Annotated in this window: 28 protein-coding genes; 17 read left to right on the top strand and 11 right to left on the bottom strand. The window is 64.1% G+C overall.

Annotated features, from left to right (window positions below):
* The first annotated feature begins 214 nt into the window (after positions 1-214).
* The 3 genes from JQ627_RS08025 to JQ627_RS08015 all read left to right on the top strand — a co-directional run bounded on the left by JQ627_RS08025 (position 215) and on the right by JQ627_RS08015 (position 1833).
* On the top strand, positions 215-802 hold the full coding sequence (locus JQ627_RS08025; RefSeq protein ID WP_212483662.1) for a formyltransferase family protein: 588 nt from the start codon (positions 215-217) through the stop codon (positions 800-802).
* A 196-nt stretch (positions 803-998) separates the two neighbouring features.
* On the top strand, positions 999-1343 hold the full coding sequence (locus JQ627_RS08020) for a hypothetical protein (RefSeq protein WP_212483661.1): 345 nt from the start codon (positions 999-1001) through the stop codon (positions 1341-1343).
* Positions 1288-1833, top strand: a complete 546-nt coding sequence (locus tag JQ627_RS08015; RefSeq protein WP_212483660.1) for a hypothetical protein — start codon at positions 1288-1290, stop codon at positions 1831-1833. Before JQ627_RS08020 ends, JQ627_RS08015 begins: the two co-directional genes overlap by 56 nt.
* A 50-nt stretch (positions 1834-1883) precedes the next feature.
* On the opposite strand, the gene JQ627_RS08010 is transcribed toward JQ627_RS08015, so the two are convergent.
* Positions 1884-2282, bottom strand: a complete 399-nt coding sequence (locus tag JQ627_RS08010; protein WP_038955466.1) for a RidA family protein — start codon at positions 2280-2282, stop codon at positions 1884-1886.
* Positions 2283-2425: 143 nt separating this feature from the next.
* On the opposite strand from JQ627_RS08010, the gene JQ627_RS08005 reads away from it, so the two are divergent.
* Both JQ627_RS08005 and JQ627_RS08000 read left to right on the top strand, forming a co-directional pair.
* Positions 2426-3301 (top strand): DMT family transporter, encoded by an 876-nt coding sequence (locus JQ627_RS08005; protein ID WP_212483659.1) that lies wholly within the window; start codon positions 2426-2428, stop codon positions 3299-3301.
* A 204-nt stretch (positions 3302-3505) separates the two neighbouring features.
* Positions 3506-4933, top strand: a complete 1428-nt coding sequence (locus tag JQ627_RS08000; protein WP_212483658.1) for a caspase family protein — start codon at positions 3506-3508, stop codon at positions 4931-4933.
* Between the two features lie 53 nt (positions 4934-4986).
* Here the strand turns inward: JQ627_RS08000 and JQ627_RS07995 are convergent, their stop codons facing one another.
* Positions 4987-5946: a LysR family transcriptional regulator gene (locus JQ627_RS07995; protein ID WP_212483657.1), complete on the bottom strand. Its 960-nt coding sequence runs from the start codon at positions 5944-5946 to the stop codon at positions 4987-4989.
* Positions 5947-6072: 126 nt separating this feature from the next.
* Here JQ627_RS07995 and solA point away from each other — a divergent pair, with 126 nt between their 5' ends.
* The 5 genes from solA to JQ627_RS07970 all read left to right on the top strand — a co-directional run bounded on the left by solA (position 6073) and on the right by JQ627_RS07970 (position 10576).
* Entirely contained in the window at positions 6073-7242 is a 1170-nt protein-coding gene (gene solA, locus JQ627_RS07990) for an N-methyl-L-tryptophan oxidase (RefSeq protein WP_212483656.1), read from the top strand.
* A 76-nt stretch (positions 7243-7318) separates the two neighbouring features.
* Positions 7319-8131, top strand: a complete 813-nt coding sequence (locus JQ627_RS07985) for a transporter substrate-binding domain-containing protein (RefSeq protein ID WP_212483655.1) — start codon at positions 7319-7321, stop codon at positions 8129-8131.
* A gap of 98 nt (positions 8132-8229) precedes the next feature.
* Positions 8230-8973 carry an amino acid ABC transporter permease gene (locus JQ627_RS07980; RefSeq protein ID WP_212483654.1) on the top strand — a complete coding sequence of 248 codons (744 nt, stop codon included), beginning with the start codon at positions 8230-8232 and terminating at the stop codon, positions 8971-8973.
* Positions 8970-9812: an amino acid ABC transporter permease gene (locus JQ627_RS07975; protein ID WP_212483653.1), complete on the top strand. Its 843-nt coding sequence runs from the start codon at positions 8970-8972 to the stop codon at positions 9810-9812. The genes JQ627_RS07980 and JQ627_RS07975 overlap by 4 nt, the downstream gene beginning before the upstream one ends.
* A gap of 11 nt (positions 9813-9823) precedes the next feature.
* Entirely contained in the window at positions 9824-10576 is a 753-nt protein-coding gene (locus tag JQ627_RS07970) for an amino acid ABC transporter ATP-binding protein (RefSeq protein WP_249142944.1), read from the top strand.
* Between the two features lie 46 nt (positions 10577-10622).
* Here JQ627_RS07970 and JQ627_RS07965 read toward each other — a convergent pair whose 3' ends face one another.
* A complete protein-coding gene (locus JQ627_RS07965; protein ID WP_212483652.1) occupies positions 10623-10865 on the bottom strand; it encodes a BrnA antitoxin family protein in 243 nt (80 codons plus the stop codon).
* A gap of 3 nt (positions 10866-10868) precedes the next feature.
* Positions 10869-11846 carry a cysteine synthase A gene (gene cysK / locus JQ627_RS07960; protein ID WP_212483651.1) on the bottom strand — a complete coding sequence of 326 codons (978 nt, stop codon included), beginning with the start codon at positions 11844-11846 and terminating at the stop codon, positions 10869-10871.
* A 223-nt stretch (positions 11847-12069) separates the two neighbouring features.
* Between cysK and JQ627_RS07955 the strand changes: the two genes are divergently transcribed.
* Positions 12070-12288 carry a hypothetical protein gene (locus JQ627_RS07955; protein ID WP_212483650.1) on the top strand — a complete coding sequence of 73 codons (219 nt, stop codon included), beginning with the start codon at positions 12070-12072 and terminating at the stop codon, positions 12286-12288.
* A gap of 1 nt (position 12289) precedes the next feature.
* On the opposite strand, the gene tgt is transcribed toward JQ627_RS07955, so the two are convergent.
* Complete coding sequence (tgt, locus tag JQ627_RS07950; RefSeq protein ID WP_212483649.1) at positions 12290-13435, bottom strand: tRNA guanosine(34) transglycosylase Tgt; 1146 nt, start codon at positions 13433-13435, stop codon at positions 12290-12292.
* A 193-nt stretch (positions 13436-13628) separates the two neighbouring features.
* Here tgt and JQ627_RS07945 point away from each other — a divergent pair, with 193 nt between their 5' ends.
* The 4 genes from JQ627_RS07945 (at position 13629) to JQ627_RS07930 (ending at position 17841) form a co-directional block, all read left to right on the top strand.
* Complete coding sequence (locus tag JQ627_RS07945) at positions 13629-14837, top strand: patatin-like phospholipase family protein (RefSeq protein WP_212483648.1); 1209 nt, start codon at positions 13629-13631, stop codon at positions 14835-14837.
* 135 nt (positions 14838-14972) lie between these two features.
* On the top strand, positions 14973-15719 hold the full coding sequence (locus JQ627_RS07940; RefSeq protein ID WP_212483647.1) for a TetR/AcrR family transcriptional regulator: 747 nt from the start codon (positions 14973-14975) through the stop codon (positions 15717-15719).
* 252 nt (positions 15720-15971) lie between these two features.
* Complete coding sequence (locus JQ627_RS07935) at positions 15972-16577, top strand: PepSY domain-containing protein (RefSeq protein WP_212483646.1); 606 nt, start codon at positions 15972-15974, stop codon at positions 16575-16577.
* A 226-nt stretch (positions 16578-16803) separates the two neighbouring features.
* Positions 16804-17841, top strand: coding sequence for an aspartate-semialdehyde dehydrogenase (locus tag JQ627_RS07930; RefSeq protein ID WP_212483645.1), 1038 nt, complete (start codon positions 16804-16806; stop codon positions 17839-17841).
* Positions 17842-17953: 112 nt separating this feature from the next.
* Here JQ627_RS07930 and queA read toward each other — a convergent pair whose 3' ends face one another.
* From queA to coaD, 5 genes are all read right to left on the bottom strand, one after another.
* Positions 17954-19027: a tRNA preQ1(34) S-adenosylmethionine ribosyltransferase-isomerase QueA gene (gene queA, locus JQ627_RS07925; RefSeq protein ID WP_212483644.1), complete on the bottom strand. Its 1074-nt coding sequence runs from the start codon at positions 19025-19027 to the stop codon at positions 17954-17956.
* Positions 19028-19146: 119 nt separating this feature from the next.
* Positions 19147-19611 (bottom strand): peptidylprolyl isomerase, encoded by a 465-nt coding sequence (locus tag JQ627_RS07920; protein WP_212483643.1) that lies wholly within the window; start codon positions 19609-19611, stop codon positions 19147-19149.
* Entirely contained in the window at positions 19608-20033 is a 426-nt protein-coding gene (locus tag JQ627_RS07915; RefSeq protein WP_212483642.1) for a hypothetical protein, read from the bottom strand. The genes JQ627_RS07920 and JQ627_RS07915 overlap by 4 nt, the downstream gene beginning before the upstream one ends.
* Before the next feature lie 9 nt (positions 20034-20042).
* On the bottom strand, positions 20043-20606 hold the full coding sequence (locus JQ627_RS07910; protein WP_212483641.1) for a peptidylprolyl isomerase: 564 nt from the start codon (positions 20604-20606) through the stop codon (positions 20043-20045).
* Between the two features lie 41 nt (positions 20607-20647).
* Positions 20648-21145, bottom strand: coding sequence for a pantetheine-phosphate adenylyltransferase (gene coaD / locus JQ627_RS07905; protein ID WP_212483640.1), 498 nt, complete (start codon positions 21143-21145; stop codon positions 20648-20650).
* Between the two features lie 249 nt (positions 21146-21394).
* Between coaD and JQ627_RS07900 the strand changes: the two genes are divergently transcribed.
* Positions 21395-21652: a hypothetical protein gene (locus JQ627_RS07900; protein ID WP_212483639.1), complete on the top strand. Its 258-nt coding sequence runs from the start codon at positions 21395-21397 to the stop codon at positions 21650-21652.
* 199 nt (positions 21653-21851) lie between these two features.
* Positions 21852-23705: a potassium transporter Kup gene (locus JQ627_RS07895; RefSeq protein WP_212484084.1), complete on the top strand. Its 1854-nt coding sequence runs from the start codon at positions 21852-21854 to the stop codon at positions 23703-23705.
* A 226-nt stretch (positions 23706-23931) separates the two neighbouring features.
* On the opposite strand, the gene gyrA is transcribed toward JQ627_RS07895, so the two are convergent.
* A complete protein-coding gene (gyrA, locus tag JQ627_RS07890) occupies positions 23932-26676 on the bottom strand; it encodes a DNA gyrase subunit A (protein ID WP_212483638.1) in 2745 nt (914 codons plus the stop codon).
* Positions 26677-26779: the final 103 nt, after the last annotated feature.

Genomic DNA, 26779 nt, shown 5'->3' with positions numbered 1-26779 from the left:
GCCGGGTACGGCCCGCCGGCGCGCCCGGGAGTGGCCACGCTCAGTGCAATGCGCGCATGGCAGCACCGGAACAGCCGGCTGCGCGATCACGGGTTCGTCTCGCCCCGCGCCCGGCGCATTGTTGATAACCGGCACAAACCGCCCGCAGATGGTGACAGGGCGCACCGACGTGTTATCGGGGGGATGACGCAGTTGCGAGACGGATCGGACACCCATGCGCATTACCCTCGTCGGCTCCCGCCATTTCGGCGTGACCACCCTGAACATGCTCCGGGAGCACGGCGTCTCGATTGTGCGGGTCGTCGTGGCTGATGCCGAGGATCGCCTCGCTGCGGCCGCCAAGGCGGGCGGCATCGAGGTGGCGGTCCAGGCCAATCCGAAGCTGGTGGTCGCCTCCGAAATCGGCCCCGACACCGACCTGATCATCACCGCCCACAGCCACGCCCGGATCGGCAAGGACGCCCTGGCCGCGGCGAAGTTCGGCGGGATCGGCTATCATCCCTCGCTGCTGCCGCGTCATCGCGGCAAAGCCGCCGTGGAATGGACCATCAAGGAAGGCGATCCGATCGCCGGCGGCACGATCTATCAGCTTGCCGACCGCATGGACGCCGGCGCCATCGCCGCCCAGGACTGGTGCTTCGTCAAGAAGGGCGAGACGGCTCGCGAGCTCTGGGAGCGCGCACTCGCTCCGCTCGGCCTCAAACTGCTGGCCGACGTGATCGACTACGTGAAGGTCCACAAGGCGCTGCCCTCCAAGGTTCAGGACGAGCAGTTCGCGACCTCGGCGCCAAGCCTTTCCTGAGTCGTTTCCCGAGTCCTCTCCTGACGTTTACCCTTAACGTGAAGCTGCGTTGATTCTGCTTCGAAAATTGGGGCCGGAAACACAAATAAACCATTGTTTCAACAGGAACAATTTTCGCTTTGGCAACGCATCAAATTTCCGTCACATTTGGCCCGAATAAGCGTCAGCATATCAGACAGATTCAAGGACGGAATTCATGCGTTTTGGTCGCATTGCGGCATTCTGTGCCGTTTCGGTTATCACCCTCGCCGCTCCCGCCTTCGCCCAGACCCCCTATGACGGCAACTGGCACGTTACCATCGTAACGAAGAGCGGTTCCTGCGAGCCGACCGCAAGCTCCATGCTGACGGTTGCCGACGGCAAGATTACCGCGCCCGGCGCTAACGTTTCCGGCACCATCGGCAGCGGGGGACTTGTGAAAGTTTCGATCAATGGTGCATATGCCAACGGTCAACTCAGCGGCAACGCCGGATCGGGGAAGTGGAATGGAGCATCTGCAGGCATACCGTGCAGCGGGCGGTGGGAAGCATCGCGCCAATAAGCAATTCGGGACCAGCGTCCTAACCCGGCGGCTGCTGATCGCGGCCGCCGTTTTGTTTGCGGCGGGGATCGCCAACTCTGAGAGCAAGGCCCAGGCCGGCCCGTTCGCCTCGCTGGCGGGGAGTTGGAGCGGTGCAGGCACCGTCACGCTGGACGACGGCTCGACCGAGCGGATCCGGTGCCGGGCGAGATACGCCCCGATCGGACCGACGATGGAGATGTCGCTGACCTGCGCAAGCGACGCCTACAAGTTCAATCTCGGCGCCAACGTCAAGGCTGAAGGTAGCGCCATCGCCGGCAGCTGGTCCGAGGCCAGCCGCAACATCAGCGGCTCCCTCCAGGGCCGCGGCGCTGGCGGAAACTACGAACTGGTCGCCTCAACCGCCGGCTTCAACGCCAACATCTCGCTGAAGACGTCCGGCAACAAGCAGAACGTCACGATGCGCGCGGACAGCCAGTTCCGCGGCGCCAACATCTCGCTGTCGCGCTAAGGCGGACCCCGTTCAAGACAAACGCCCCGGCGATCTCGCCGGGGCTTTTTTTATGCGTTCGGCACGAACGCAGTCACCTCGATCTCGACCTTGGCCCGCTCGTCCACGAGACCACCGATGTAGAGCAGCGTCGAGGGCGGGAAATTGCGCCCCAGCGTCTCCTTCCAGGCCGCGCCGATGCCGGCGCCGGCGGCCTCGTATTCGCTGCGGCTGGTCAGGTACCAGGTCAGGCGGACGATGTGCTCGGGGCCGGCTCCGGCTTCGCCCAGGAGCTTGATGATCCGCTTCAACGCGGTTGCAACCTGCGCCGCCATGTCGGGAGCGTAATTGCCGGTCTCGTCACCGCCGGTCTGCCCGGCCAGCACCACCCAGCGACCCGGCCCCTCTGCCACCACACCATGTGAGAAGCCGCGCGGTTTTTTCCATTCGGCCGGCTGCAAGATTTGCATGAGCGAAGATCTCCCTTTTCTTGTTGTTCAATGATGCCTTAGCACGCCGCCCTGCATCGCTGCATCCGCAGATTTGACCGTTGCAAACGGCGACGATGTCGCTGATACCGGCCGTCCCCTCAGGTTCGATCTCCCGCCCCCCGATGAACACGACACCGTCCAAAACGATGGCAGCCCTGTGGATGGCCGGCTGGCTGGCGCTGATGCTGGTCATGGCGGTTGCCGGGCGCGAGACCACGCGCGAGTTGAACGTCTTCCAGATCATGGAAGTGCGCTCAGTGATCGGGTTCACGCTGCTCCTGCCAATCATCTACCGGACCGGCGGTTTCAAGGCGGTCGCGACCAAACGCCTGCCCCAGCACCTCGCACGCAACGGGGTCCATTATTTCGCACAGCTCGGCTGGTTCTATGCACTGACGCTGATCGGGATCGGCCAGGTCGTCGCGATCGAGTTCACCATGCCGATCTGGACCGCGCTGCTCGCCGCAACCTTCCTCGCGGAGCGCATGACCGCCTGGAAGATCGCGGCCATCGTGCTCGGGATCATCGGCGTCGTCATGATCGTGCGGCCCGCTACCGGCGAGATCAATCCGGGTCAGCTGATCGCGCTGGGGGCCGCGATCGGCTTCAGCATTTCCATGATATTGGCGAAATCGCTGACCCGGACCGAGAGCGCATTGTCGATCCTGTTCTGGATGATCATGGTGCAGATGGTCGTGGGCCTGCTGCCGACGCTCTATGTCTGGACCTGGCCGTCAGCCGCCCTCTGGGGGTGGCTCTTCGTCATCGGGGTCTGCGGCACATTCTCGCACTACTGCCTGGCCAGCGCGCTCCGCTACGCGGACGCAACCATCGTGGTGCCGATGGACTTCTTGCGGGTTCCCCTCACGGCAACTGTCGGCTGGCTGCTGTATTCGGAGCGGCTCGACGCCTGGACCGTGCTCGGCGCGGCGCTGATCCTGTGCGGCAATCTGCTGAATTTGAAGCCGGCACCGCAGGTTACGGCCCGCGCGCAGTGAACCTCGCGCCGCCTCGCGCGACAAAACGAAGTGGCCGTGTGATTTGGATCACGTTGGAGGGGTATTCCATCGTGCACATTCGGCCACACAGCAGCGGGTTGATTGCGACGTACCGCCGTTTTGGTGGTGCGAAGTCGGGCGCTTCGTGTAGGTTCGTTGCCAATTTGTTGCTGCCTGCAATTCGATTCTGTTGGGGGATTTCAGATGCGCATTCTCACCTTGCTCGCCTCGCTGATGTGCGTGGCACTGTCGGTCAGTGCCGCGAAGGCCGACCGCCGTGTCGCCTTCGTCGTCGGCAACGGCTCCTACAAGAACGTCGCGCAATTGCCGAACCCGCCGATCGACGCCAAGGCGATGGCGGCGACCCTGCGCAATGTCGGCTTCGAGGTGATCGAAGGATCCAACCTCACCCGCGACCAGATGACAGAGAAGCTCCTGGACTTCGGCCGCAAGGCGCAAGGCTCCGATGTCGCAGTGTTCTATTACGCCGGCCACGGCATCGCGGTCAGCGGCAGCAACTACCTCCTGCCTGTTGACGCCGACATCAAGTCTGAGATGGATGTCAAGTTGGGGGCAGCCATCAATATCGACCTGACGCTCGAGCAGACCATGGGCGACGCCAAGGTCAAGCTCGTCTTCCTCGATGCTTGCCGCGACAATCCGTTCGCCGCCAAGATCAAGTCGAACTCGGCGACCCGCAGCGTCAACGTGCAGAGTGGTCTTGCCGAGATGAAGTCGGGCGAAGGCACGCTGATCGCGTTCGCCACCGGCCCGGGCCAGACCGCGCTCGACGGCCAGGAGGGCAACAACAGCCCGTTCACCCGCGCGCTGATCGACAACATCACCAAGCCCGGCGTCGAGATCCAGCAGGCGATGACGTCGGTGCGCGCCCAGGTCAACGAAGAAACCCACAAGGGCCAGCTTCCCTGGGGCCACACCAACCTGATCGGCGCGGTCTATCTCAACCAGGCACCGACGACGCAGGTTGCCAACGCGGCGCCGACGGCGGCTGGCAGCGTGCCGGCGGCGACCGCCGGCAGCTCCGATGGCGTCGAGCTCGAATACTGGCGCTCGGTGAAGGAGTCGAACAAACCGGAAGAGCTCAACGCCTACCTCACCGCCTATCCCAACGGTCAGTTCAAGGCGCTGGCGCTGGCGCGCCTCGCGGCGATCAAGAGCGGCCCCTCGACCGCTACTCGTACGCTCAACGCCGGCGTTGATCCTGCGACTTTCACCGACGAGGCCACTCAGCTCACCGAGGACCAGATCGGCCTCGACAAGAACGGACGTCGCGACGTGCAGCGCCGCCTCACCGGGCTCGGCTTCGATACCAAGCAGACCGGGGCGTTCAGCGACGAGACCCGAACGGTGATCAAGCGCTGGCAGGCCGCGCGCGGCTATCCGTCGTCCGGCTATCTCAATAAACACCAGCATAAGGCCCTGCTCTCCGAGGTCGTGGCCACTCCGCCGACCGCAAGCGATAGCAGCCAGAAGGCGGCCCGACGTGCCAGCGCTCCGGCTCCGAGCAGCGCGCCGGCTCCCCAGCAGCGCAGCAACCCGGGCGATGCGGCCGGCGCGGCCTTCGTTGGCGGTGTCGTCGGCGGCATGATGGGCGGCATGTTCCGCCGCTGAGGCGAGACCAGATCGCAAACACAAAAGCCCGGCTCTCGCCGGGCTTTTTCTTGCTAATAATCCTGGGTGAACCAGGGCACGAGCGTCCGGACGCGCGGCATCGCTTGCGTCGTAATGCTCATTCGGGCCATCTCGGCGATGCGCGGCGCCAAGGATGAGAGATCTCCACGGCGGGTCACCAGAAGCAGCTCGCGAAAGAATCCAGGGCCCGGCAACGGGAGAGCGCTGACCTGGGGCGCGTGTGCAAGCCCCTGCAACAGACACAGCGGCGTGGTGATCGCCACGCCCATGCCGGTCGCGACCATGGCCACCAGGCTGTCCGAGGTGTCAAACTCGAAAGCCCGTGGCGGCCGAATGCCCAAGCGGCTCAGATGGCGCTCGACCTGAGCCCCGACGTACGAGCGTTCGCTATGCCGGACCAGACGATGCCGGGCGAGAATCTCGCGCAAATCGAGATCGGCGAATTCGGCCTCCAGTCCGCGTGGCACCACGAGCAGGTATGGCTCGCGGTAGAACGGGAAGCGCTCGACATCATACAGGTCGTCCATCGCATCGCAGGTGATCGCCGCGTCGATCATGCGACGAACCAGGGCCTCCGCATGGGAGTGAGCAAGACCCGACCATGCAGACAAGCTTAGCGCAATCGAGCCCGTCATGAGCTCCTTGACGAGATGCGCGCCGACCGTGCCCGCGTAGGAATCGACGAGCCCGAGCCTGAGATCAATACGCGCAGACTGTTCCGCCGCAGCCCGGAGCGTGCTGAGAAGCACGTCGAAGTCGCGATTCAGATCGAGAACGCGGTCTGCGAGGATGCGCCCTGCCCGCGTCGGCGTCAGCGGCCTGCGGCTCCGGTTGAAGAAGGCGACGCCGACCGCGGCTTCGGCACGCCGCACCGCCTGAGATACCGCGGATTGCGTCATCCCGAATTGGCGGGACGCCTCCATCATGCTGCCGGAGTCCGCAACGGCAGCGACTATCTGCAAGCTTCGCAGATCGGGAACAGGTGATTGCATGTCGGCAACTTAAGCAAAAGTCATATGAATATGCAAATTCGCTTCATTCCATGAATTATCCTTGTAGCAGAGCCACATTTAAAAGCAGAATTCGCGCTGTCCTAACAATTAAGCAGCCCCCGATCCATGAGCGAGAAAGCGGATATTCTGGTGATCGGCCTCGGTGCCATGGGCAGCGCGGCTCTCTATCAACTTGCCAAGCGAGGGGTGAAGGCGGTCGGTCTCGATCGATTTGAACCGCCCCATACGATGGGATCCAGCCACGGCGAAACCCGCATCACCCGGCAGGCGGTCGGTGAAGGCCGCGATTACGTGCCCCTGGTGCTCGATACCCACCGGATCTGGCGTGAGCTCGAAGCCGAGACATCTGCCGAGCTGCTGAACCCATGCGGCCTCGTCGTCATGGCGCCCGGTGTCGGCGAGACGTCGCACCACGGCAAGCCGGATTTCGTCGCGCGCTCGATCGGGGCGGCGCGTGACTTCGGCATCGCTCATGAAGTGATCGACGGGCGAGAGGTGGCCTATCGTTTCCCGCAGTTCCTGAATCTCCAGGGCAACGAGAAGGCATATTACGAGCCCGGCGGAGGGTACGTTTTTCCGGAGCGCTGCATCAAGGCACAACTGACGCGCGCGGAGCAGCTCGGAGCAACGATACGCACGGGAGTCGAAGTTCTCTCGATCGTGCAGAAAGGCTCCGCCGTTCGGGTGGAAACGTCCTCAGGCACATTCGAGGCGGACCAGGTGGTGGTGTCGGCCGGCGGCTGGAATGCCCACCTGCTTGGCGCGCCGTTTGACCGCGTGCTCACGGTGAAGCGGCAGGTGCTGCATTGGTACGAGCTCGACGATACCAGCGCGTATCGCGCCAACGCCCCAGTATTCATCTGGATGCATGGCGCGACGGATGTCGACTACCTCTACGGCTTCCCGCCCCTGCCCGGCGATCATCGCCTCAAGGTCGCGACCGAGCAGTACGAGACCAGCACGACGGCCGACACCATCGACCGCACCGTCGATCCCGCGGAATCGGCTGAAATGTACCGGAAGCACGTCAAGGGGCGGCTCGCCGGCGCCACACCGCGCGTCGCGCAGGCGGCCGCCTGCATCTACACGGTGACGCCCGATCGGGGCTTCATCATCGACCGCCATCCCGACCAGGACAGGATTTGCGTCGTCTCGGCGTGCTCGGGCCACGGCTTCAAGCACTCGGCAGGTATCGGCAATGTCGTGGCCGGGATGGTGACCGACGGTCGAAGCGCGATCGACCTCAGCCCATTCTCCATCTCTCGATTTTCGTGACGTTTGGCACGAGCCTTGTATCTTGAGAAAGCGCGCGCAGCGCGCATCGTGATTACAATCCTGGAGGCGTCATCCGATGAGAGACATTGTCCGTTCCATGATGACAGGTGCTGCGTTGCTCCTGATGCTCGGCAGTGCCCAAGCCGCCGATGGTGTCGATGCCATCAAGCAGCGCGGCACGTTGAATGTCGGCGTCAAGGCTGACTACAAGCCCTTCGGCTTCCGCGATCCCACGGGCAACGTGGTCGGCATCGAGCCGGATCTCGCCGCAGACATTGCCAAGCGCCTCGGAGTCAAACTCGAACTCGTTCCGGTCGCGGCCTCCAACAGAATCGAATTTCTTCAGCAGGGAAAGGTTGACCTGCTGATCGCGACCATGTCGGACAGGCCGGAACGCCGTCGCGTGGTTCAAGCCATCGAACCGTTGTACTACTCGGACTATGTGAACATCCTCCTCAACAAGAAGTCCGGCATCAAGGACTGGGCCGACCTCAAGGGAAAACCCGTCTGCGCCACGTCGGGGGCCTGGTACAACAAGGACGTCGCCAAATCCTACGGCCCCGAAATCGTTGCGTTCGACGGCTCGGAGAAGCCTCTGTTCGCCATGAAGCAGGGCAACTGCATCGGCTATGTCTACGATCAGACCTTCCTGCAAGGCAAGCTGCTCGAGGACGAGTGGAAGACGGATTATGACCTCCCGCTCAAAGGCGTTCTGCCATCGCCATGGATGATCGCCGTCGCGCTCGAAAACACCAGTCTTCAGAAGCTGCTCGAAGATACGACAAAGGACTGGATGAAGACCGGCTTCATCGTGGCGGCGGAAAAGAAGTGGGGCATTACGCCGACCGAATATTCTCTCTCCATGCACGAGCAATTCAAGGACAAATGAGCACGTGAGGCGGAGCGCCAGAACGGTCCTGCGCTCTGAACAGGTCGAACCAATGCACTGATACGAGGCATCGCCTCAAGACTTCGGTGTCGCGCAACATGCAGGCAATCGGCGACTGGTTTCAGCACCTCTACGAGACGACGGGGCTGAATTTCTCCGTGTTCTACGATGCGTACGATTGGGACCGCTATTTCGGTGGCCTCAAGATGACGCTGCTTCTGAGTGTCACGACCATCCTGCTGAGCCTGATCATCGGTGCGGTGGGCGCCTTGCTGCAGGGAAGTCCGTCGATGTTGTTGCGGCTGCCCGTCAATGCCTTCGTGGTGGTGTTCCGCAACACGCCCCCGCTGGTCCAGCTCTTCTTTTTCTATTTCGGCCTCGGCACCATGCTGCCGGCCGTCGAGGCGGCCGGCATGCGCGTGCCACTGCTGAGCAACGTGCAGTGGGCCATCATTTCGCTGTCGCTGTTCGCGGGCGCCTTCAACGTGGAAATCTTCCGCTCCGGCATCGAGGCGGTGCCGAGGACGACGCTGGAAGCCGCGGAGGCGCTCGGATATACGCGCCTCAAGGCTTACATCCACATCGTCCTTCCGCTGGCAATTCGCGTCTGCCTTCCCGCGCTGAACAACAACCTCGTCAACCTGCTCAAGACGACCACCCTCGCCTACGCGATCGCCGTTCCCGAAACGTTGTATGCGGTCAAGCAGATCTGGTCGGAATCGCAGAACGTTTTCGAGATGATGGTCGTGTTGCTCGCGACCTACGGCATCCTTGTCGGGGTCCTCGTCTGGCTGATGCATCGCTGGGAACGGGCGATGCGCATCCCCGGATATGCGCGATGAAGACCACCGGGTCCGGGCACAAGCTTGCCGTCCTTCTGCCGTATCGCCCCGCGCCGCCCCGGATGTCCGTTCGGATCAGCCCGCTGTCCGCTGCGATCCTGTGTTTCTGCGCCATGATGGCCGCATCCACCGCGTGGGCGCAGGCCGGACCCGCGATGTTGTCCCCGCTGCAAGTTATCGTGAAGTGGTCACCGCTGTTGCTGCGCGGGTTCGCCTTCAACATCCTGATCTCCCTGCTGGCGATGTTGCTGGGGACCATCGCCGGGCTTGGCCTGGGCCTGACCCTTTTGTCGGAGTCCCGGCTGCTCGCCGCTGTCAGTTGGCTCGTCACGCAATTCTTCCGCAACGCGCCCTGGCTGGTGCTGCTGTTCTTCGTGATGTTCCTGGTGCCTTTCCAGGTCACCCTGTTCAAGACGACCATCCCCTTGCCCGACTGGATCAAGGCGACGGTGGGCTTCGCCCTGCCCGTCATGGCGAATGTCGCCGAAGTCGTGCGCGGTGCCGTCCGCTCCATTCCGTCGACGCAGTGGGAAGCGGCGGAATCGCTGTCATTCACGCGGCGCCAGACCATGTGGCTGATCATGCTGCCACAATGCATCAAGCGCATGCTGCCGCCCTGGATGAACATCTATGCGATCGTCGCGATGTCGACGGTGCTCGCATCGATCGTGGGAGTTTCGGAAATGCTCACCCTGACGGCGCAGGTGCATGCCGCCGAAGGCGGCAGGCCGGAGCTGTTCGCGCCGCTCTACGGTTTCGCGCTGCTTTGTTTCTTTCTCTACTGTTATCCGATCAACCTCTGGACCGCCCGTCTCGAGCGCCGGTTCCGCGTACGCTGAGGAAACAGAGCATGGCCACGAGCTGGACTCCGGATCAGCCCATCGTCCAATGCGTCGATGTCAGAAAGTCGTTCGGAGCTCTCGAGGTTCTGAAGGGCATCAGCCTGTCGGTCAGGAAGGGCGAGGTGATCTGTATCATCGGCCCGTCCGGATCAGGGAAATCCACGCTGATCCGCTGCATCAATGCGCTCCAGCCGATCTCGTCCGGCAGCATTCAGATCGAAGGCATCGAGGTTTCCGATCCCAGGCTCGACAAGCTGGCGCTTCGCCGCAAGGTCGGGATGGTGTTTCAGCAATACAACCTTTTCCCGCACAAGACCGCGCTCCAGAACGTGATGATGGCGCCGATCCACGTTCTCGGTCAGAAACGCGCCGAGGTCGAAGCGCGTGCCCGGGCGCTGCTCGCCAAGGTGCGGCTCGCGGGGAAGGAGGACACCTATCCCGGCGAACTCTCCGGCGGACAGCAGCAGCGCGTGGCCATCGCCCGCTCGCTGGCGATGCGGCCGGACATCATGCTGTTCGACGAAGTGACCGCCGCCCTCGATCCGGAAACGGTCAAGGAGGTCCTGGTCACCATCCGGGAGCTTGCCGAGGATGGGATGACATGCCTCCTCGTCACCCATGAAATGAACTTCGCCCGTGAAGTCGCCGACCACGTCTACTTCACCGATCGCGGTGTGATCGTCGAGCACGGGCCGCCGGAAACATTGTTTACGGCGGCCAAGGACGAGCGAACGCAGCGGTTTCTGTCGCAGGTCCTCTGAATTCGCGGGCGCGCCGGCTTTCGGCCCCCGATCTGGCAGCTGGCGCCTACTTCCCCGCCGCCTTGCGCAGCGCTTCGTTGATGCGGTCCTGCCAGCCGGGGCCGCCCTCCTGGAAGAACTCCAGCACGTCCTGATCGATGCGCAGCGTGACCTGCTCCTTGATCCCCGGCGCCACGTTCGGCTTCGGCGGCGGCGCGGCGACCTTGGCGGTCACCTTCTTGAACGCCGCCTCTGCCTCCGTCCTCGCATCGCCAAGCGTGCGCGGCCGCCTCGGTGGTTGATCCGCCATGTCCTAGATTCCCTCAAACAGAGCCGTCGAAAGATACCGCTCGGAGAAGGACGGCACCACTGCCAGAACGGTTTTTCCCGCAGCTTCCGGCCGCTTGCCGATCTGGAGCGCCGCCGCGATCGCCGCGCCCGAGGAGATGCCGCCGGGAATGCCCTCGTGCCGCGCCAGCGCCCGTGACGTCTCGATCGCGGTCGTCGAGTTGATCTTCACGATCTCGTCGATCACGGAGCGATCGAGGATGTCAGGCACGAAGCCCGCGCCGATGCCCTGGATCTTGTGCGGCGTGTGCTGGCCGCCCGATAACACCGGGCTCTCCTCCGGCTCGACCGCAACAACACGTAGCGAAGCTTTACGCGGCTTCAGCACCTGGCCGACGCCGGTGATGGTGCCGCCGGTGCCGACGCCGGCGACGAAGTAATCGATGTTGCCGGCGGTGTCATTCCAGATCTCCTCCGCGGTGGTGCGACGGTGCACCTCGGGATTGGCGAGGTTCTTGAACTGCTGCGGCATGACCGAGTTCGGCGTCGTCTTCAGGAGCTCCTCGGCGGTCGCGATCGCGCCCTTCATGCCCTGTGCCGCCGGCGTCAGCACCAGCTCTGCGCCGAGAAAGGCCAGCATCTTGCGCCGCTCGATCGACATCGATTCCGGCATCACCAGCTTGAGCCGGTAGCCGCGCGAGGCCGCGACGAAGGCGAGCGCGATGCCGGTGTTGCCGGAGGTCGGCTCGATCAGCACGGTGTCAGGCTTGACGATGCCGGCCTTCTCCATCGCGATGATCATGGCCGCGCCGATGCGATCCTTCACGCTCGCGGCGGGATTGAAATATTCAAGTTTTGCCAAAATCGTCGCGTTCACGCTGTGCATGCCCGGCAGCCGCCGCAAGCGCACGATCGGCGTGTCGCCAAAAGCCTCGACGATCGAAGAGTAGATCCGGCCGCGGCCGGGCTGGTGCACTGCACCCGTGCTGGACGATGCGTCCATGATGAACTCCCTGTGGCGACAATTTGCGCTTCTGTAGCGTCTCTTGCGCACTTACGGACACCTTGAGACGACACGCAAGCGACAATGCGGTACATGTTAAATACGCTGCATCGCAAAATCGCGTGAGCTGTAATTATTAGAAAACCTACGCATTTGTGTTGCGACCTCGTCAACTGATTCTGCTTATGTTAGACTTAGGTCTCAAAGCAGAGAGGTCACCACGATGTCAGCAGTCGCTGAAGTGTTGTCGACCGTCGCATATCATCGCGATCCGCGTTGTAGCGAGTTGCCCACCTGTCCCGTCTGCGCCGACTCCATGGTCGCCGCCGAAGCATCCGCCTACGTCTCGGACCACGTGATCAGCTATCTCTGGACCTGCGACACTTGCGGCTACGGCTTCGTGACCAAGCACGCCGTCAAGCAGCGGTTGATGTGCAACTGATCTAGCGCGGGACGATGTCGCCCCTCGCCCAGTCCTCGCGCGTACGCCGGTAGAACTCCTCGAACCTTCCGTGTGCGATCGCGTCCCTGATGCCCTGCATCAGGAACTGGTAGTAAGCGATATTGATCTCTGACAGCAGCATCGCCCCCAGCGTCTCGCCCGCCTTGACGAGATGATGCAGGTAGGCGCGCGCGTAGTTGCGCGCCGACGGCCAGGAACTCTCTTCATCGAGCGGACGCGGGTCGTCGGCGTGGCGCGCGTTGCGCAAATTGACCTGGCCGAAGCGCGTGAAGGCAACGCCATGCCGGCCATTGCGCGTCGGCATCACGCAATCGAACATGTCGATGCCGCGCTTGACCGCTTCGAGGATGTCATCGGGCGTACCGACGCCCATCAGGTAGCGCGGCCGCTCTCTCGGCAGCGCCGGTGCGGTCTCGTCGATCATCGCGAGCATCACCGCCTGCGGCTCGCCGACGGCAAGGCCACCGATCGCATAGCCGTGGAAGCCGATCTCGACGAGGCCTTCGGCACTGGCGTGACGAAGCTGCGGCACGTCGCCGCCCTGCACGATGCCGAACAGCATGTAACCGTCGGGCGCACTCTCGAATGCGCGCTTGCTTCGCTCGGCCCAGCGCAGCGACAGCCGCATCGCCCGTTCGATGTCGTCGCGCTCGGCCGGCAGCCGCACGCACTCGTCCATCTGCATGGCGATGTCGGAGCCGAGGAAGCGCTGCACCTCGATCGAACGCTCCGGCGACAGCTCGACCTTGGCACCGTCGATATGCGAGCGGAACGTGACGGCGTGCTCTGTGACCTTGCGCAGATCCGACAGCGACATCACCTGGAAGCCGCCGGAATCCGTCAGCATCGGGCCATTCCAGCCAGTGAATTTCTGGAGGCCGCCAAGCGCGGCGATCCGCTCGGAGCCCGGACGCAGCATCAGATGATAGGTATTACCGAGCACGATGTCGGCGCCGGCCTCGCGCACCTCGCGCCAGTGCATGCCCTTCATGGCCCCGGCGGTTCCGACCGGCATGAAGGCCGGCGTCCGCACCACGCCATGGGGTGTGGTCAGGCGCCCGGTGCGCGCGGCTCCATCGGTGGCGAGCAATTCAAAGTGATTGGGAAGATCGTTGTCGGGATTCATGGCGGTGCTTATTGCGTGTCGGACGTGGCCGATCAACCCGCCCGGACCATGCCGTGGACGGCTTTTGCCTCAGACTGGGACATAATTGGGCACGGTTGCCGATGCCCGCCACTCTTGTTAAACAAAACGATACAGTGTAGTTTTACTTTCGGGGCTGGACGAGATGCCGCGGCGAATTCGCCGGCGGCCGTAGATGCGTGATCGCCAGCCACCGACAATGCCCCTTCCTGCGTATTCGACTGACGTTTCCGGCCCCTCACGAGGCTGGATCAGGCAGACAGGCGCCCACCTGACTGGAGTCCTGGTCCTGACGTGCACTCTGGCGCTCGGCGCCTGCACCTCCCTGCCCCGCACGCCCTATACGGCCGCTGAAGCCAGCACATCGCGCGTGCTCGATATTGACGGCCTCCGGCGCTACGCCGACGAGCCCGTCACGAAATTCAGCTTCGACAAAGACACCAGTACCGCGACGAAATCCTATCTGGCGCTATCCGGCGGCGGCGCTGACGGTGCCTATGGCGTCGGCGTGCTGAGCGGTTGGACCGCTGCCAGAACCCGCCCCACCTTCTTGGTCGTCTCGGGCGTGAGCACCGGCGGCCTGATCGCGCCCTTTGCGTTCCTCGGCTCGCAGTATGACGACACGCTGAAGGAGGTCTACACCAGCGGCATCGCCGAGAGCCTCTTGAACGATCCCAGCATCATGCGCGTGCTGTTCGGATCCGGCCTGTTCGGCAACACGCGGCTGCGCGAACTCGTCGCCCGCTATGTCGGGCCGGAGATCATGACCCAGGTCGCGCGAGAGAACGCCAAGGGCCGAAAGCTCCTGGTGGTGACGACCGATCTCGACACCCAGCGCACCGCGATCTGGGACATGGGCAAGATCGCCGCGGTCGGGACACCGGAGGCGCTGAAGCTGTTTCGCGACGTGATGGCGGCCTCCGCCAGCATTCCCCTGGTATTTCCTCCGATCATGATCGATGCCGAGGGCCAGGGCCGCAGGTTTCAGGAGATGCATGTCGACGGCGGCGTGACGGCGCCGGTGCTGACGCTGCCGGAAGCCCTGCTCTTCCAGGGTAGCCGCCTGCCGGGCACCGCGAAGATGGACATCTACATCCTCGTCAACAAGAAGATCGAACGCAATTTCAAGCTCGTCTCCAACAGCACAATCGACGTTGCCTCGCGCAGCCTGTCGGCGATCACCCAGTCGCAGACGCGCTCGATCATCTTCTCGACCTATGATTTCGCCAAGCGCAACCGCCTCGGCTTCCATCTCTCCTACATCGCGCGCGATTATCCCGCGCCGCCTTCGGAAGAGTTCGACACCGCCTATATGCGGGCGCTGTATCAGTACGGGTACGAGAAGGCGGCGGCCGGCCAGGCCTGGACGTCCGCGCTTCCTTGAGACCCTCGTGACGGAACGAGGTCGTACCGGGACCGTTGACGATACGGCCAATTCGGCCAGATTCGCGATGACGCCCCGGTTGCTGCGCGTTATAGAGCAATGACAACCGTCAGAAACGCGCAGGAATCGTTGGGCATGGGATTGACTGCGACCAGGACAAGACCGGCAGCGGCGCGGCGCGAGGTGCCAAAATCGCGCGGCGGCCGGCCGACGAAAACCGCCGCGATCGAGCGCGATCAGCGGCTGATCGAGGTTGCCACCCGCCTGTTCCTGGATCGCGGCTTCGACGCGACCTCGCTCGACGCGGTCGCAGAAGCGGCGCGGGTCAGCAAACCCACCGTCTATTCCCGTTACGGGGACAAGCGCGGCCTGTTTGCCGCCGTGCTGAGGCGCGAAATCGCGCGCTGGCTTGCGCCGCTATCGGCAGCCGCCGAGACCCAGCTCTCCAGCGCCTCGGACATTTCGGTCGAGCAGCGGCTGGTCGAGATCGGGCGCGAGATGCTGACCTTCACCTGCGGGCCCGATGCCGTCGCATTCAGCCGCATGATGACGTCGCAGGCCATCAACTTCCCCGACATCGCCAAGCTCGGCAAGGAGGAAGGCTGGCTGAAGGCCGTCGCCACCACGGCCCGCTTCTTCGACCATCTGGTGGCGCAGGACGCGCTCGATGTCGACGACACCACGATCGCGGCAGAGGTGTTCCTCGACGTCGTCGTCGGTCACACCCACCGTTTGGCGACGTTCGGAACGGCGCTCGAGCTGAAGGCCGCCGAGAAACGCATGCGCGCGGCAATCAAGCTGTTCCTGGCCGGTGCACTGGGGCCTGCCGATCGCGTCCAGGACGCCCCCAAGGGCACGCCGCGGCGACGCTCATCCCGCTGACAATTCCGTGAGATCGCGATCTATCCCCCAGGGGAGCACGCCCCTCTCATTGACCAAAATAAAACGATACGGTATGGTTTAGTTATAAGGCGATGCGGACCGCTTTTTTCACCAGCCCCAAAAGAGGTCCGTATCGCTTCGATCGCCGCGGCGGGTACAGCCCGCCACGGCGCTCCGCGGCCGACCGAGGCCCAAGGTCGGCCGCGAATTCTTTACGATCATCCGGCATACTCGCCGGCCAAGGGTTCGAGCATGAAGGCAGCACGACAACACCCCTGGACGTTTTTTGCGGTCGCCCTGTCGGCGTTGCTGATCGGAGCGCCGGCGCAGGCGGTCGTCGCGGCCGGTGGCACGCCCACCGCCCTTCATGGCGAGACAGATGGTAACGCCGAGACCGAACGCCAAGCCGTCAGCCGCGAGATCGAGCGCTTTCGCAGCTCGCCGATCTCGATCAGCCAGGCCATGGCGATTGCCGAAGCCCGTCATGCCGGCGCCACGACCGCGGATGTGAGTTTCGACGGAGCCTCTGGCGTGCCGGTCTACCGGGTGAAGACCCTGCACAACGACCGCATCTGGCGCCACACCATCAACGCCGCGACCGGCGAGCTCATCGGCGGGGAAGCCGCCCTTCCCCTCGCCGAGCTCGATCTCGACGACCGCAGCAACCTCGCAGCGCTCGGTGCAATCAGGCACCGCCTTGCGGATGCCGTGCATGTCGCCGAACGTGCGGCCTCGGGCAAGGCGATCAGCGGCGGACTGGTGCGCGAACGCGGCCGGCTGAATTTCGCGATCGTCGTCATCAGCGGCGGCAACCTCAAGGAGGTCATCCTCAAGCCGCCGGGCGCCCGGGCGAAATAATGGAGGCTTGGCCGGCGGTCACAATCTCGCCTAAAAGCCATTGACGGGCGCAGGACTCTCCCGCATAAGTCGCCACCATGTTCACGACCACCAAACGCACGACCAAAACCACCACGGCCTCAGGGGCCCGGGGAGGCGTGCGCTTGTAGTCGTCGACTAGAACGCAATCCACTCTACCGAAGCCCCGCCCATGATGGTCCGGGGCTTTTTTGTTGTCTAAAACTCAATGGAGGACAAAGTGAGTAACGATCCCGTCGTCGCGATTGTCGGCGTCACCGGTGCGGTGGGCGCCGAATTCATCGCCACCATGGACAAGCGCGGCTTTCGCGTCGGCAAGCTCAAGGCATTGGCGAGCGCCCGCTCGGCCGGCAAGACGGTATCGTTCCGCGGCAAGGATGTCGTTATCGAGGAGCTGACCGAGCGCGCCTTCGAGGGCGTCGACATCGCCCTGTTCTCCGCCGGCGGCAGCATCTCGAAGAAGTATGCGCCGATCGCGGTCAAGGCCGGCGCGGTCGTGGTCGACAACTCCTCCGCCTTCCGCATGGATCCGAACGTGCCGCTGGTGATCCCCGAGATCAACGCCAACCGCATCCGCGACCACAAGGGCATCATCGCCAACCCGAACTGCGCCGCGATCACAGCGCTGGTGCCGCTCTGGCCGATCCACCAGAAGAACCGCATCAAGCGCGTGATCATCTCGACCTACCAGGCGGCCTCCGGCGCCGGTGCTGCCGCGATGGACGAGCTCGTCGAGTCCACCCGGGCCAATCTCAACGGGCAGGTCTATACGCCCAAGGTGATGCCGCACCCCTACGCCTTCAACCTGTTCAACCACAACACCGCCGTCGATCCCGAGACCGGCTACAACGACGAGGAGACCAAGGTCATCAAGGAGACCCGCAAGATCTTCGAGGACGAGAAGATCGCGATCGGCGTCACCTGCGTCCGCGTGCCGGTGCTGCGCGCCCATTGCGAGGCCATCACCTTCGAATGCGAGAAGCCGATCAGCGAGGACCAGGTCCGCGCCATCATGGCGCAGGCCCCCGGCGTGAAGATCGTCGACGACCGCGTGAAGAACTACTTCCCGATGCCGATCGATGCCTCGGGCCAGGACGACGTCCTGGTCGGCCGCATCCGCAAGGATCTCAGCGACCCCAGTGGGCATTCGATCTCGATGTTCGTGGCGGCGGACCAGCTCTTGAAGGGTGCAGCGCTGAATGCGGTGCAGATCGCGGAGCTGCTGCCGCAGCGCGTGATGGCGTAACGGAAGGTGCGTAGGGTGGGCAAATGCGCGCAAGCGCCGTGCCCACCACTCCTACCGCGCATTCAAACAAGATGGTGGGCACGCTTCGCTTGCCCACCCTACAGCGCCGATGTCAGTCGCGGGCCCGAAACAGCAAACACGCATCCCCGTACGAATAGAACCGGTAGCCCCTCGCGATCGCGTGCGCATATGCCTGCTGCATCGTCTCCAGCCCCGAGAATGCCGACACCAGCATGAACAGGGTCGACTTCGGCAGGTGGAAGTTCGTCATCAGCACGTCGACGGCACGGAAGCGGTAGCCGGGGGTGATGAAGATCGACGTCTCGGCCGCGAAGGGCTGGATGGTGCCGTCCTCGTTGGCTGCGCTTTCCAGCAGCCGCAATGACGTGGTGCCGACAGCGATGATGCGGCCGCCATTCTTGCGCGCGGTGTTGAGCCGCTCGGCCGTCTCGACCGAGATCGTGCCCCACTCGGCATGCATCTTGTGGCCTTCGGTGTCGTCCACCTTCACCGGCAGGAAGGTCCCTGCCCCGACATGCAGCGTGACGCGGTTGACGCCGACACCGCGCTCGCGCAGCGCCTGCTCCAGCGCCGGGGTGAAATGCAGGCCCGCGGTCGGCGCGGCGACCGCGCCTTCGTTCGCCGCGAACATGGTCTGGTAATCGGCGAGGTCCTGATCGTCGGGCGTGCGCTTGGACGCGATATAGGGCGGCAGCGGCGGGCTGCCGACATCAGCGATCGCCTGGTCGAGCGCGGGCCCATGGAACGAGAACGACAACGTCACCTCGCCCTCCGCACCTTTGGCCTCGACCTCGGCGTCGAGATGGCCGAGCAGGCAGACCTTGCCCTCATTGCCGAAGCGGATGCGGTCGCCGGCTGTGAGCTTCTTCGCCGGCTTCACCAGCGCCTGCCAGCGCGAGCCGTCGAGGCGCTTGATCAGCGTCGCCTCGATCTTCGGCTCGGTCTCGCGGCCGATGCGGCGGCCTTTGAGCTGCGCCGCGATCACCTTGGTGTCGTTGACGACGAGCTGGTCGCCCGGCTTCAGCCATTGAGCGAGGTCGGCGACGATCTGGTCGCGCAATGCGCCGCCTTCCACGACCAGCATCTTCGCGGAGTCGCGCGGGTGCGCCGGGCGCAACGCGATGCGCTCGGGCGGCAGGTCGAAATCGAAGAGGTCGGTGCGCATTCCTAGAACTTGTCATCGCCCGCGCAGGCGGGCGATCCAGTACTCGCCATCGTAGTCGTAACCACCGCCGGTGGTTACTGGATGCCCGCCTGCGCGGGGCATGACACCGGCAAAGCCGCCTATTCCTTGTCCGCGGCCATCCGCGCCTTGACGATCTTGTCGGGGTTCTGCACCGGCTCGCCGCGCTTGATCTTGTCGACGTTCTCCATGCCCTCGGTGACCTTGCCCCACACCGTGTACTGGTTGTCGAGGAAGCGGGCATCGTCGAAGCAGATGAAGAACTGGCTGTCGCCGGAATCGGGGCTGGCGGCGCGGGCCATCGAGGTGGTGCCGCGCACATGCGGTTCCTTGTTGAACTCGGCCTTAAGCTTCTTGCCGGAGCCGCCGGTGCCGGTGCCCTGCGGGCAGCCGGTCTGCGCCATGAAGCCATCGATCACGCGGTGGAACACGATGCCGTCGTAGAAGCCCTCGCGGACCAGTTCCTTGATGCGCGCGACGTGGCCGGGCGCGAGATCGGGCCGCATCTCGATGGTGACGGGGCCCTGCGTGGTCTCGAGGATCAGGGTGTTTTCGGTGACGCTCATGCTCGTCTCTCTTGCGTTGGGGGTGAAGTCTTGTCCGGTGAGGTCTTGCGGTTGCGGAACTGGATCGCGAATGGACGTCCCGCGGCGGCGCCAGCCATTGCTTCGGTAAATGGCATCGGCGTGCAGCGTTGCAGCGCCTCCATCACCGCGACCCGGTATTGCAGCCGGTCATTGTCGGAGGCCTCCGCGGATTCATAGGTAATCCTCGGATGGCCCAGAATGTTTCCGGCCCGGTTAAAGCTCACGACGACGGTGATGTCGATAGGGCGAGCCTTGTTGGGCGGCGGCGGCTTCCAGCAGGTCCGCAAGTGCTGGAAGATGTCCTGGATAGTGTTGACCTCTGCGTCCCCGGCGGCCGCGCCGGAAACGCCGAGCAGCAGCAGCGCGGCAGCCAGCAAAAGCCTATTGCCACAGCGCGCCATGGTCCCATCCTATTTGATGTCGGAGGCGACCTGGACCTTCACCATCTTGTCGGGATCGGTGACGGCACCGCCGGCCGAACCGGGCGGTGCCTTCTTCAGCTTGTCGACGACGTCCATGCCCTGCACGACCTCGCCGATCACCGTGTACTGGTTATCGAGGCTGCCGCCGTCAGCGAACATGATGAAGAACTGCGAGTTGGCGCTATCGACGCTGTCGCCGCGCCGCGCCATCCCGACGATACCGCGGGCGAAATGAACCTTGGAGAATTCCTGCTTCAGGTTCGGATATTTCGAGCCACCGGTGCCGTTGAATTTCTCGCCGTCGCCGGTCTGCGCCATGAAGCCGTCCATGACGCGATGGAAGGGCACGTTGTTGTAATAGCCCTCGCGTGCGAGCTGCTTGATGCGCTCGGCATGCTGGGGCGCAATGTCGTTCCGCAGCTTGATGACGATGCGGCCCTTGGTGGTGTCGATGACGATGGCGTTGGCCTTGTCGAGGTTGGCCGGCAATTGCTGCGCCACCGCCGGCACCGCGAACAGAAGCGCGGCAAGAACTGCGAGAATTCGGATCATGACAACTCCGGATCAGAAATGAAGAGAGAGGAAACGCGCCGTTATCCGGCGAATTTTGTCTTGAGCTGGGCCGCGACGAGCGGCGGCACGAAGGTCGAGATATCTCCACCCATAGCCGCGATTTGACGCACCAACGTGCCGGTAATTGGGCGGACGGCCGGAGAGGCCGGCAGGAACACGGTTTGGACGTCGGGCGCCATGGCGCCGTTCATCCCGGCGAGCTGCATCTCGTAGTCGAGGTCGGTGCCGTCGCGCAGACCCCGAATCATGATGGTCGCGCCGTGCCTGCGTGCCGCAGTGACCGCAAGATCGTCGTAGGTCACTGCCTCGAGCGTGCAGCCGCTTGCGGCCGCAACCGGCCCGCAGACGTCATGGAGCATCTTGAGCCGCTCCTCGGTCGAGAACAGCGGCTTCTTGCCGGGATGGACCCCGATCGCGACCACCAGCCGATCGCACAGGGGGACACTGTTCCGGACCACGTCCAGATGGCCGTTGGTGATGGGATCGAAGGAACCCGGGTAGAAGGCGATACGCGGCATGGCCCCGTCCTACCGCGCCCGGCGCGGCCCGGCAAGCCAGACAGGTTCCCTGCCGGTTTTTCGGCGGCGCCGCGTCGGAATTCCCTGAATTGTTTCGTCCTGAGGGCGGCCACGAAACAAAACGGAGCGCGAACGAAACCATTTCGGGCGCCCGCGAAGACGTCCGGAAACTGGCCATGGTTACTAATCCGCCCAACGAATGACGGGCCGCACAACTGGGCGTAGCGGCCGCATCACAGGGGACAGTCAATGATCAAGACCATCTCGGCCGTCGCTATTGCCGCGTTTGTTGCCGCCGCTCTCACTGTCCTTCCCGGTTTCGCTCCGTCCGTCGAAGCAAGCGTCCCGCAGCCGCTCGCCAAGAGCGACCGCCTCGATATCCGCACCGTCGGCAGGGACTGCTCGCAGCAGGCCTGGCCGAACTTCGAGGCGTCTTGCCTGCGCCAGGCCGGCACCAAGGCCAATATCCGCGAGGCGCGCCTCGTGACCGCCGACCGGACCCCGTAGTCGAGCCTGTCAGCTTCTCGTCAGAAAACCTTACTGATATAAATTTCATGGATATTTGCGACGTCCCGTCGCAGACTGTCTGATGCTCGCGCCCGTCGGAATGGCCCGCCGGGCGCGATCCCATCGGGGGGGGGGGTCGACATTGTCCAGTACGCCCGCAGTCGTCTCCGGCCATCACCCTGATCCTCTGCCGATTGCCATGACCATGGGCGCCCTCGGGGTGGTCTATGGCGATATCGGCACCAGCCCGCTCTACGCCTTGAAAGAGGCCGCCAAGGCAGCTGCCCATGGCGGCACTCTGAGCCACGACGCCGTCCTGGGCGTTGCCTCGCTGATCCTCTGGGCGCTGCTGCTCATCATCTCGCTGAAATACGCACTGCTGATCCTGCGCGCGGACAATCGCGGCGAAGGTGGTATCGTCGCGCTGCTGGCGCTGCTCCATGCGCGTCACGCCCAACCCGGCACCTGGCGAGCGCATCTGCTGGTGGTCGGCTTGGTCGGCGCCGCCTTGCTCTACGGCGACGGCGCGATCACCCCGGCGATCTCGGTGCTCTCAGCCATCGAAGGCCTCAAGGTCGACGCGCCCTCGCTCGCACCGGTCGTCGTGCCCATCACCGTCGCCATCCTGATCGGCCTGTTCATGATGCAGAAGCAGGGCACGGGCTTCATCGGCCGCATCTTCGGGCCGGTGATGATGGCCTGGTTCATCGTGCTCGCCGCGCTCGGCATCCATGGCATCGCCAAGGCGCCCGCGGTGCTTGCGGCGCTGAGCCCGCTCTATGCCTTCAACTTCCTGATCCACCAGGACTTCCACGTCTCTTTCGGAATCCTCGGCGCAGCCTTCCTCGCGGTGACCGGCGGCGAGGCCATGTATGCCGACATGGGGCATTTCGGGCGCTTTCCGATCCGGCTGGCCTGGTTCGCGGTCTGCCTGCCCGCGCTGGTGCTGAACTACTTCGGCCAGGCCGCGCTCCTGATCACCGATCCCGGCATGATCGAGAATCCCTTCTTTCAGCTCTGCCCAGACGCCCTGCACTATCCGCTGGTCGCCTTCTCGGCGCTCGCGACCGTGATCGCCTCGCAGGCGATCATCTCCGGCGTGTTCTCGCTGACCCAGCAATCGATCCAGCTCGGCTTCCTGCCGCGCATGCAGATCCGCCACACCACGAGCCATGCAATGGGCCAGATCTACGTGCCGCTGGTGAACTGGCTGCTGGCGGCAGCAACGCTTGGCGCGGTCCTGAGCTTCGGCACCTCGGAAGCGCTTGCCGGCGCCTACGGCATCGCGGTGTCGCTGCTGATGGCGATCACCACCCTGCTTGCCGCGCTGGTCGCGATCCAGTGGGGCTATTCGCCGTGGCTCGTGGTTGCCGTCAACGGCTTCTTCTTCGTGATCGACGTGATCTTCTTCTCGGCCAATTCAATCAAGCTGTTCGAAGGCGGCTGGTTTCCGCTGCTGCTGGCAGCCCTTGTCGCCTTCATGATGCTGACCTGGCGCGCCGGCGTGAAGCTCGTCGAGGCCGCCCGCGGCAAGCTGCGACAGCCCGAGGAAGACCTGATCGAAACCGCGGTCAACAAATGCAGAGCAAGGCTGCCCGGGACCGCGGTGTTCCTGGCATCTGCGCCGAAAGGCGTGCCGCTCGCGCTGACGCAGTTCGTCAAGCACAACCACGTCCTGCATGAGCGAGTTGTCCTCGTCACCGTCGTGATCGAGGAATCCCCGCACATCACCGACGAAGACCGCGCCGAGGTAATCGAGATCATCCACGGCATCACCCGCGTGATCCTGCATTACGGCTTCATGCAGAACCCGACGATCTATGACGGGCTGACGCTGGCCTGCCGCCAAGGCAAACTGCCCGGCATCGACCTCTCCGACATCACCTACTATGTCGGCCGCGAGACCATCATCCCGCGCGAGGACGTCCCCGGCATGTGGGTCTGGCGCGAAAGCGTGTTCGCCTTCCTTCAACGCAACGCCGAACGCTCCGCCGCGTTCTTCGGCGTGCCGACCAGGCAGGTGGTGGAGTTCGGCACGGAGCTGGAGATTTAGCGAAGTTCGTGGCCCGGATGCGACGCGAGCGTGGTTCAATGCGCGCGCAACACTTTCGGCGTCGTCCCCGCGGATGCGCCGCCCCATAACCACAGGGAGGGTTGGCGAAGACCGAGGTCACAAACCTTGCGCTACAGCATTTCCCTGTGGCTGTGGGTCCCGGATCTGCGCTTCGCTTGTCCGGGACGACAGTGGCGAGCAGGCGCGAGCGTTACGGGGCTACACGTCACTCCCCGCTCGACGCCCCGTTCTCGCCATTCCCGCTCTCGGCCTCTTCCGTGATGTGCTCGACCGAGACAACGTGCTCGTCCTCGGCGGTATCGAACACGATCACGCCCTGGGTCGAGCGGCCGGCGACGCGGATGCCCTCGACCGGGCAGCGGATCAGCTGGCCCTTGTCCGTGACCAGCATGATCTGGTCGGCGTCCTCCACCGGGAATGAGGCCACCAGATTGCCGTTGCGGTTGTTGACGCTCATGGCGACGATGCCTTTGCCGCCGCGGCCCGTGGTGCGGTACTCGTAGGACGAGGTCCGCTTGCCGTAGCCGTTGACGGAGACAGTGAGCACGACCTGCTCGGCCGCCGACATCTCGACATAGCGCTCCTGCGGGAGCTGGAAGCTGCCGGAGGTCTCCTCGGCCTCGGCATCCGCCGGAGCCTCGTCGGCCACGGCTTCGCCGGCCACCGCACGGCGCATCTTCAAATAGGCCGAACGTTCGTCCGAGGTGGTCTCCATGTGGCGCAAGATCGCCAGCGAGATCACCTTGTCGCCTTCGGCAAGCGCAATGCCGCGCACACCCATCGAAGTGCGGCCGGTGAACACGCGCACGTCGGGGACGGGGAAGCGGATGCACTGGCCGCCGGCGCCGGTCAGCAGCACGTCGTCGCGCTCGGTGCAGATCTGCACGTCCACGATCGCTTCATTCTCATCGAGCTTCATGGCGATGATGCCGGAGCGGCGGACGTCGACGAAGTCGGACAGCTTGTTGCGCCGGACATTGCCGCCGGTGGTCGCGAACATCACGTCGAGGTTGCCCCAGGTGGACTCATCCTCGGGCAGCGGCATGATGGTGGTGATGCGCTCGCCCTGCTCCAGCGGCAGGATGTTGATCAGCGCCTTGCCGCGCGCGTTCGGCGCAGCCATCGGCAGGCGCCAGACCTTCTCCTTGTAGACCTGGCCGCGCGACGAGAAGAACAGCACCGGCGTGTGCGTGGAGGCCACGAACAGACGCGACACAAAATCCTCGTCGCGGGTCTGCATGCCGGCGCGGCCCTTGCCGCCGCGGCGCTGCGCCCGGTAGGCCGACAGCGGCACGCGCTTGACGTAACCGGCGTGGGAGACGGTGACGACCATGTCCTCGCGCTGGATCAGGTCCTCGTCCTCGACCTCGCCTTCCTGCTCGATGATCACGGTGCGGCGCGGGGTCGCGAACTCGGCCTTCACTTCGGCGAGCTCGGTCTTGATGATGCCCAGCACACGGGCGCGCGAGCGCAGGATGTCGAGATAGTCGGCGATCTCGCCGGCGAGCTTGTCGAGTTCGTCGCGGATTTCATCACGGCCGAGTGCGGTGAGGCGTTGAAGGCGCAGGTCGAGAATGGCCCTCGCCTGCTCCATCGACAGCCGGATCGTGCCGTCCTCGCTGATGCGGTGGCGCGGATCGTCGATCAGCGTCAGCATGTCCTCGACGTCCCGGGCCGGCCAGTCGCGCGACATCAGCGTGTCGCGCGCAGTGGTCGGGTCGGGCGAGGTCCGGATGACGCGGATCATCTCGTCGATATTGGCAACCGCAATCGCGAGACCAACCAGGATATGGGCGCGATCGCGCGCCTTAGCGAGCAGGTACTTGGTGCGCCGCGTGACGACCCGTTCACGGAAGTCGACGAAGATCGCCAGCAGGTCCTTCAGATGCATGATCCGCGGACGGCCGCTGTCGAGCGCCACCATGTTGACGCCGAAGCTCGTCTGCAGCGGCGTGAACCGGTACAGCTGGTTCAGCACCACATCAGGTACGGCGTCGCGCTTCAATTCGATGACGACGCGGTAGCCTTCGCGGTCGGATTCATCGCGCAAATCGCCGATGCCTTCGATCTTCTTTTCCTTCACCAGCTCGGCGATGCGTTCGACCATCGTCGCCTTGTTCACCTGGTAGGGAATCTCGGTGATGATGAGCGCCTCGCGCTCCTTGCGGATGGTCTCGATCGCGACCTTGCCGCGCATGACGATCGAGCCGCGGCCGAGGTGATAGGCGGAGCGGATCCCCTGCCGCCCGAGAATGACGCCGCCGGTCGGGAAATCCGGTCCCGGCACGATGTTGATGAGCTCGTCGATGGTGAGCGCGGGATTATCGATCAACGCGACGCAGGCGTCGATGACCTCGCCGAGATTATGCGGCGGGATGTTGGTCGCCATGCCGACCGCGATGCCGCCGGCACCGTTGACCAGAAGGTTCGGGAACTTGGCCGGCAGGACCGACGGCTCGGTCTCGTTGTTGTCGTAGTTCGGCTGGAAATCGACGGTGTCCTTGTCGATGTCTGCCAGCAGAGCCAGCGCCGCCTTCGTCAGCCGCGCTTCGGTGTAACGATAGGCGGCCGGGGGATCGCCATCGACCGAGCCGAAATTGCCCTGACCGTCGATCAGCGGCACGCGCATCGAGAAGTCCTGCGCCATGCGGACCATGGCGTCGTAAATCGACTGGTCGCCGTGCGGGTGATACTTACCGATGACGTCGCCGACCACGCGGGCGGACTTGACGTACTTCTTGTCGGGCGTGTGCCCCTGCTCGTTCATCGAGTACAGGATGCGGCGATGCACCGGCTTCAGACCGTCGCGCGCATCAGGCAGCGCACGCGCCACGATCACGCTCATGGCGTAGTCGAGATACGACTTCTTCATCTCCTCGAAGATGGAGACGGGGCGAATATCCGAGGGTTGCGCCGGCTGGTCGCCGGGCTTGTTGTCGTCGTCAGCCAAGGGGAAATCCGGTGAGGTTTTATCTGGGAATCATATAGCGCATCGGGGCCCTGATAACCACCCTTGCAGGCTCTCGGGAAGCGCTTTTTCCCTTCGTTCTTTC

Origin of the sequence: Bradyrhizobium liaoningense, from assembly GCF_018130785.1 — a bacterium.
Classification (GTDB): domain Bacteria; phylum Pseudomonadota; class Alphaproteobacteria; order Rhizobiales; family Xanthobacteraceae; genus Bradyrhizobium; species Bradyrhizobium liaoningense_A.
Note: the sequence above shows the minus strand (reverse complement) of the source record. Positions and strands in the feature narration are given on the sequence as shown.

Bases quoted from the DNA above. Each gene is read 5' to 3' on its own strand.
- JQ627_RS07945 (WP_212483648.1), top strand. From the start codon at position 13,629: ATGCGTGATCGCCAGCCACCGACAATGCCCCTTCCTGCGTATTCGACT.
- tgt (WP_212483649.1), bottom strand. From the start codon at position 13,435: ATGAATCCCGACAACGATCTTCCCAATCACTTTGAATTGCTCGCCACC.
- cysK (WP_212483651.1), bottom strand. From the start codon at position 11,846: ATGGACGCATCGTCCAGCACGGGTGCAGTGCACCAGCCCGGCCGCGGC.
- JQ627_RS08015 (WP_212483660.1), top strand. From the start codon at position 1,288: ATGGAGCATCTGCAGGCATACCGTGCAGCGGGCGGTGGGAAGCATCGC.
- JQ627_RS08005 (WP_212483659.1), top strand. From the start codon at position 2,426: ATGAACACGACACCGTCCAAAACGATGGCAGCCCTGTGGATGGCCGGC.
- coaD (WP_212483640.1), bottom strand. From the start codon at position 21,145: ATGCCGCGTATCGCCTTCTACCCGGGTTCCTTCGATCCCATCACCAAC.
- JQ627_RS07965 (WP_212483652.1), bottom strand. From the start codon at position 10,865: ATGGCGGATCAACCACCGAGGCGGCCGCGCACGCTTGGCGATGCGAGG.
- JQ627_RS07940 (WP_212483647.1), top strand. From the start codon at position 14,973: ATGGGATTGACTGCGACCAGGACAAGACCGGCAGCGGCGCGGCGCGAG.
- JQ627_RS08020 (WP_212483661.1), top strand. From the start codon at position 999: ATGCGTTTTGGTCGCATTGCGGCATTCTGTGCCGTTTCGGTTATCACC.
- JQ627_RS07980 (WP_212483654.1), top strand. From the start codon at position 8,230: ATGCAGGCAATCGGCGACTGGTTTCAGCACCTCTACGAGACGACGGGG.
- JQ627_RS08025 (WP_212483662.1), top strand. From the start codon at position 215: ATGCGCATTACCCTCGTCGGCTCCCGCCATTTCGGCGTGACCACCCTG.
- JQ627_RS07910 (WP_212483641.1), bottom strand. From the start codon at position 20,606: ATGATCCGAATTCTCGCAGTTCTTGCCGCGCTTCTGTTCGCGGTGCCG.
- solA (WP_212483656.1), top strand. From the start codon at position 6,073: ATGAGCGAGAAAGCGGATATTCTGGTGATCGGCCTCGGTGCCATGGGC.
- JQ627_RS07975 (WP_212483653.1), top strand. From the start codon at position 8,970: ATGAAGACCACCGGGTCCGGGCACAAGCTTGCCGTCCTTCTGCCGTAT.
- JQ627_RS07995 (WP_212483657.1), bottom strand. From the start codon at position 5,946: ATGCAATCACCTGTTCCCGATCTGCGAAGCTTGCAGATAGTCGCTGCC.
- queA (WP_212483644.1), bottom strand. From the start codon at position 19,027: ATGCGCACCGACCTCTTCGATTTCGACCTGCCGCCCGAGCGCATCGCG.
- JQ627_RS07935 (WP_212483646.1), top strand. From the start codon at position 15,972: ATGAAGGCAGCACGACAACACCCCTGGACGTTTTTTGCGGTCGCCCTG.
- JQ627_RS07920 (WP_212483643.1), bottom strand. From the start codon at position 19,611: ATGAGCGTCACCGAAAACACCCTGATCCTCGAGACCACGCAGGGCCCC.
- JQ627_RS08000 (WP_212483658.1), top strand. From the start codon at position 3,506: ATGCGCATTCTCACCTTGCTCGCCTCGCTGATGTGCGTGGCACTGTCG.
- JQ627_RS07930 (WP_212483645.1), top strand. From the start codon at position 16,804: ATGGAGGACAAAGTGAGTAACGATCCCGTCGTCGCGATTGTCGGCGTC.
- JQ627_RS07970 (WP_249142944.1), top strand. From the start codon at position 9,824: ATGGCCACGAGCTGGACTCCGGATCAGCCCATCGTCCAATGCGTCGAT.
- JQ627_RS08010 (WP_038955466.1), bottom strand. From the start codon at position 2,282: ATGCAAATCTTGCAGCCGGCCGAATGGAAAAAACCGCGCGGCTTCTCA.
- JQ627_RS07955 (WP_212483650.1), top strand. From the start codon at position 12,070: ATGTCAGCAGTCGCTGAAGTGTTGTCGACCGTCGCATATCATCGCGAT.
- JQ627_RS07985 (WP_212483655.1), top strand. From the start codon at position 7,319: ATGAGAGACATTGTCCGTTCCATGATGACAGGTGCTGCGTTGCTCCTG.
- JQ627_RS07895 (WP_212484084.1), top strand. From the start codon at position 21,852: ATGACCATGGGCGCCCTCGGGGTGGTCTATGGCGATATCGGCACCAGC.
- JQ627_RS07900 (WP_212483639.1), top strand. From the start codon at position 21,395: ATGATCAAGACCATCTCGGCCGTCGCTATTGCCGCGTTTGTTGCCGCC.
- JQ627_RS07915 (WP_212483642.1), bottom strand. From the start codon at position 20,033: ATGGCGCGCTGTGGCAATAGGCTTTTGCTGGCTGCCGCGCTGCTGCTG.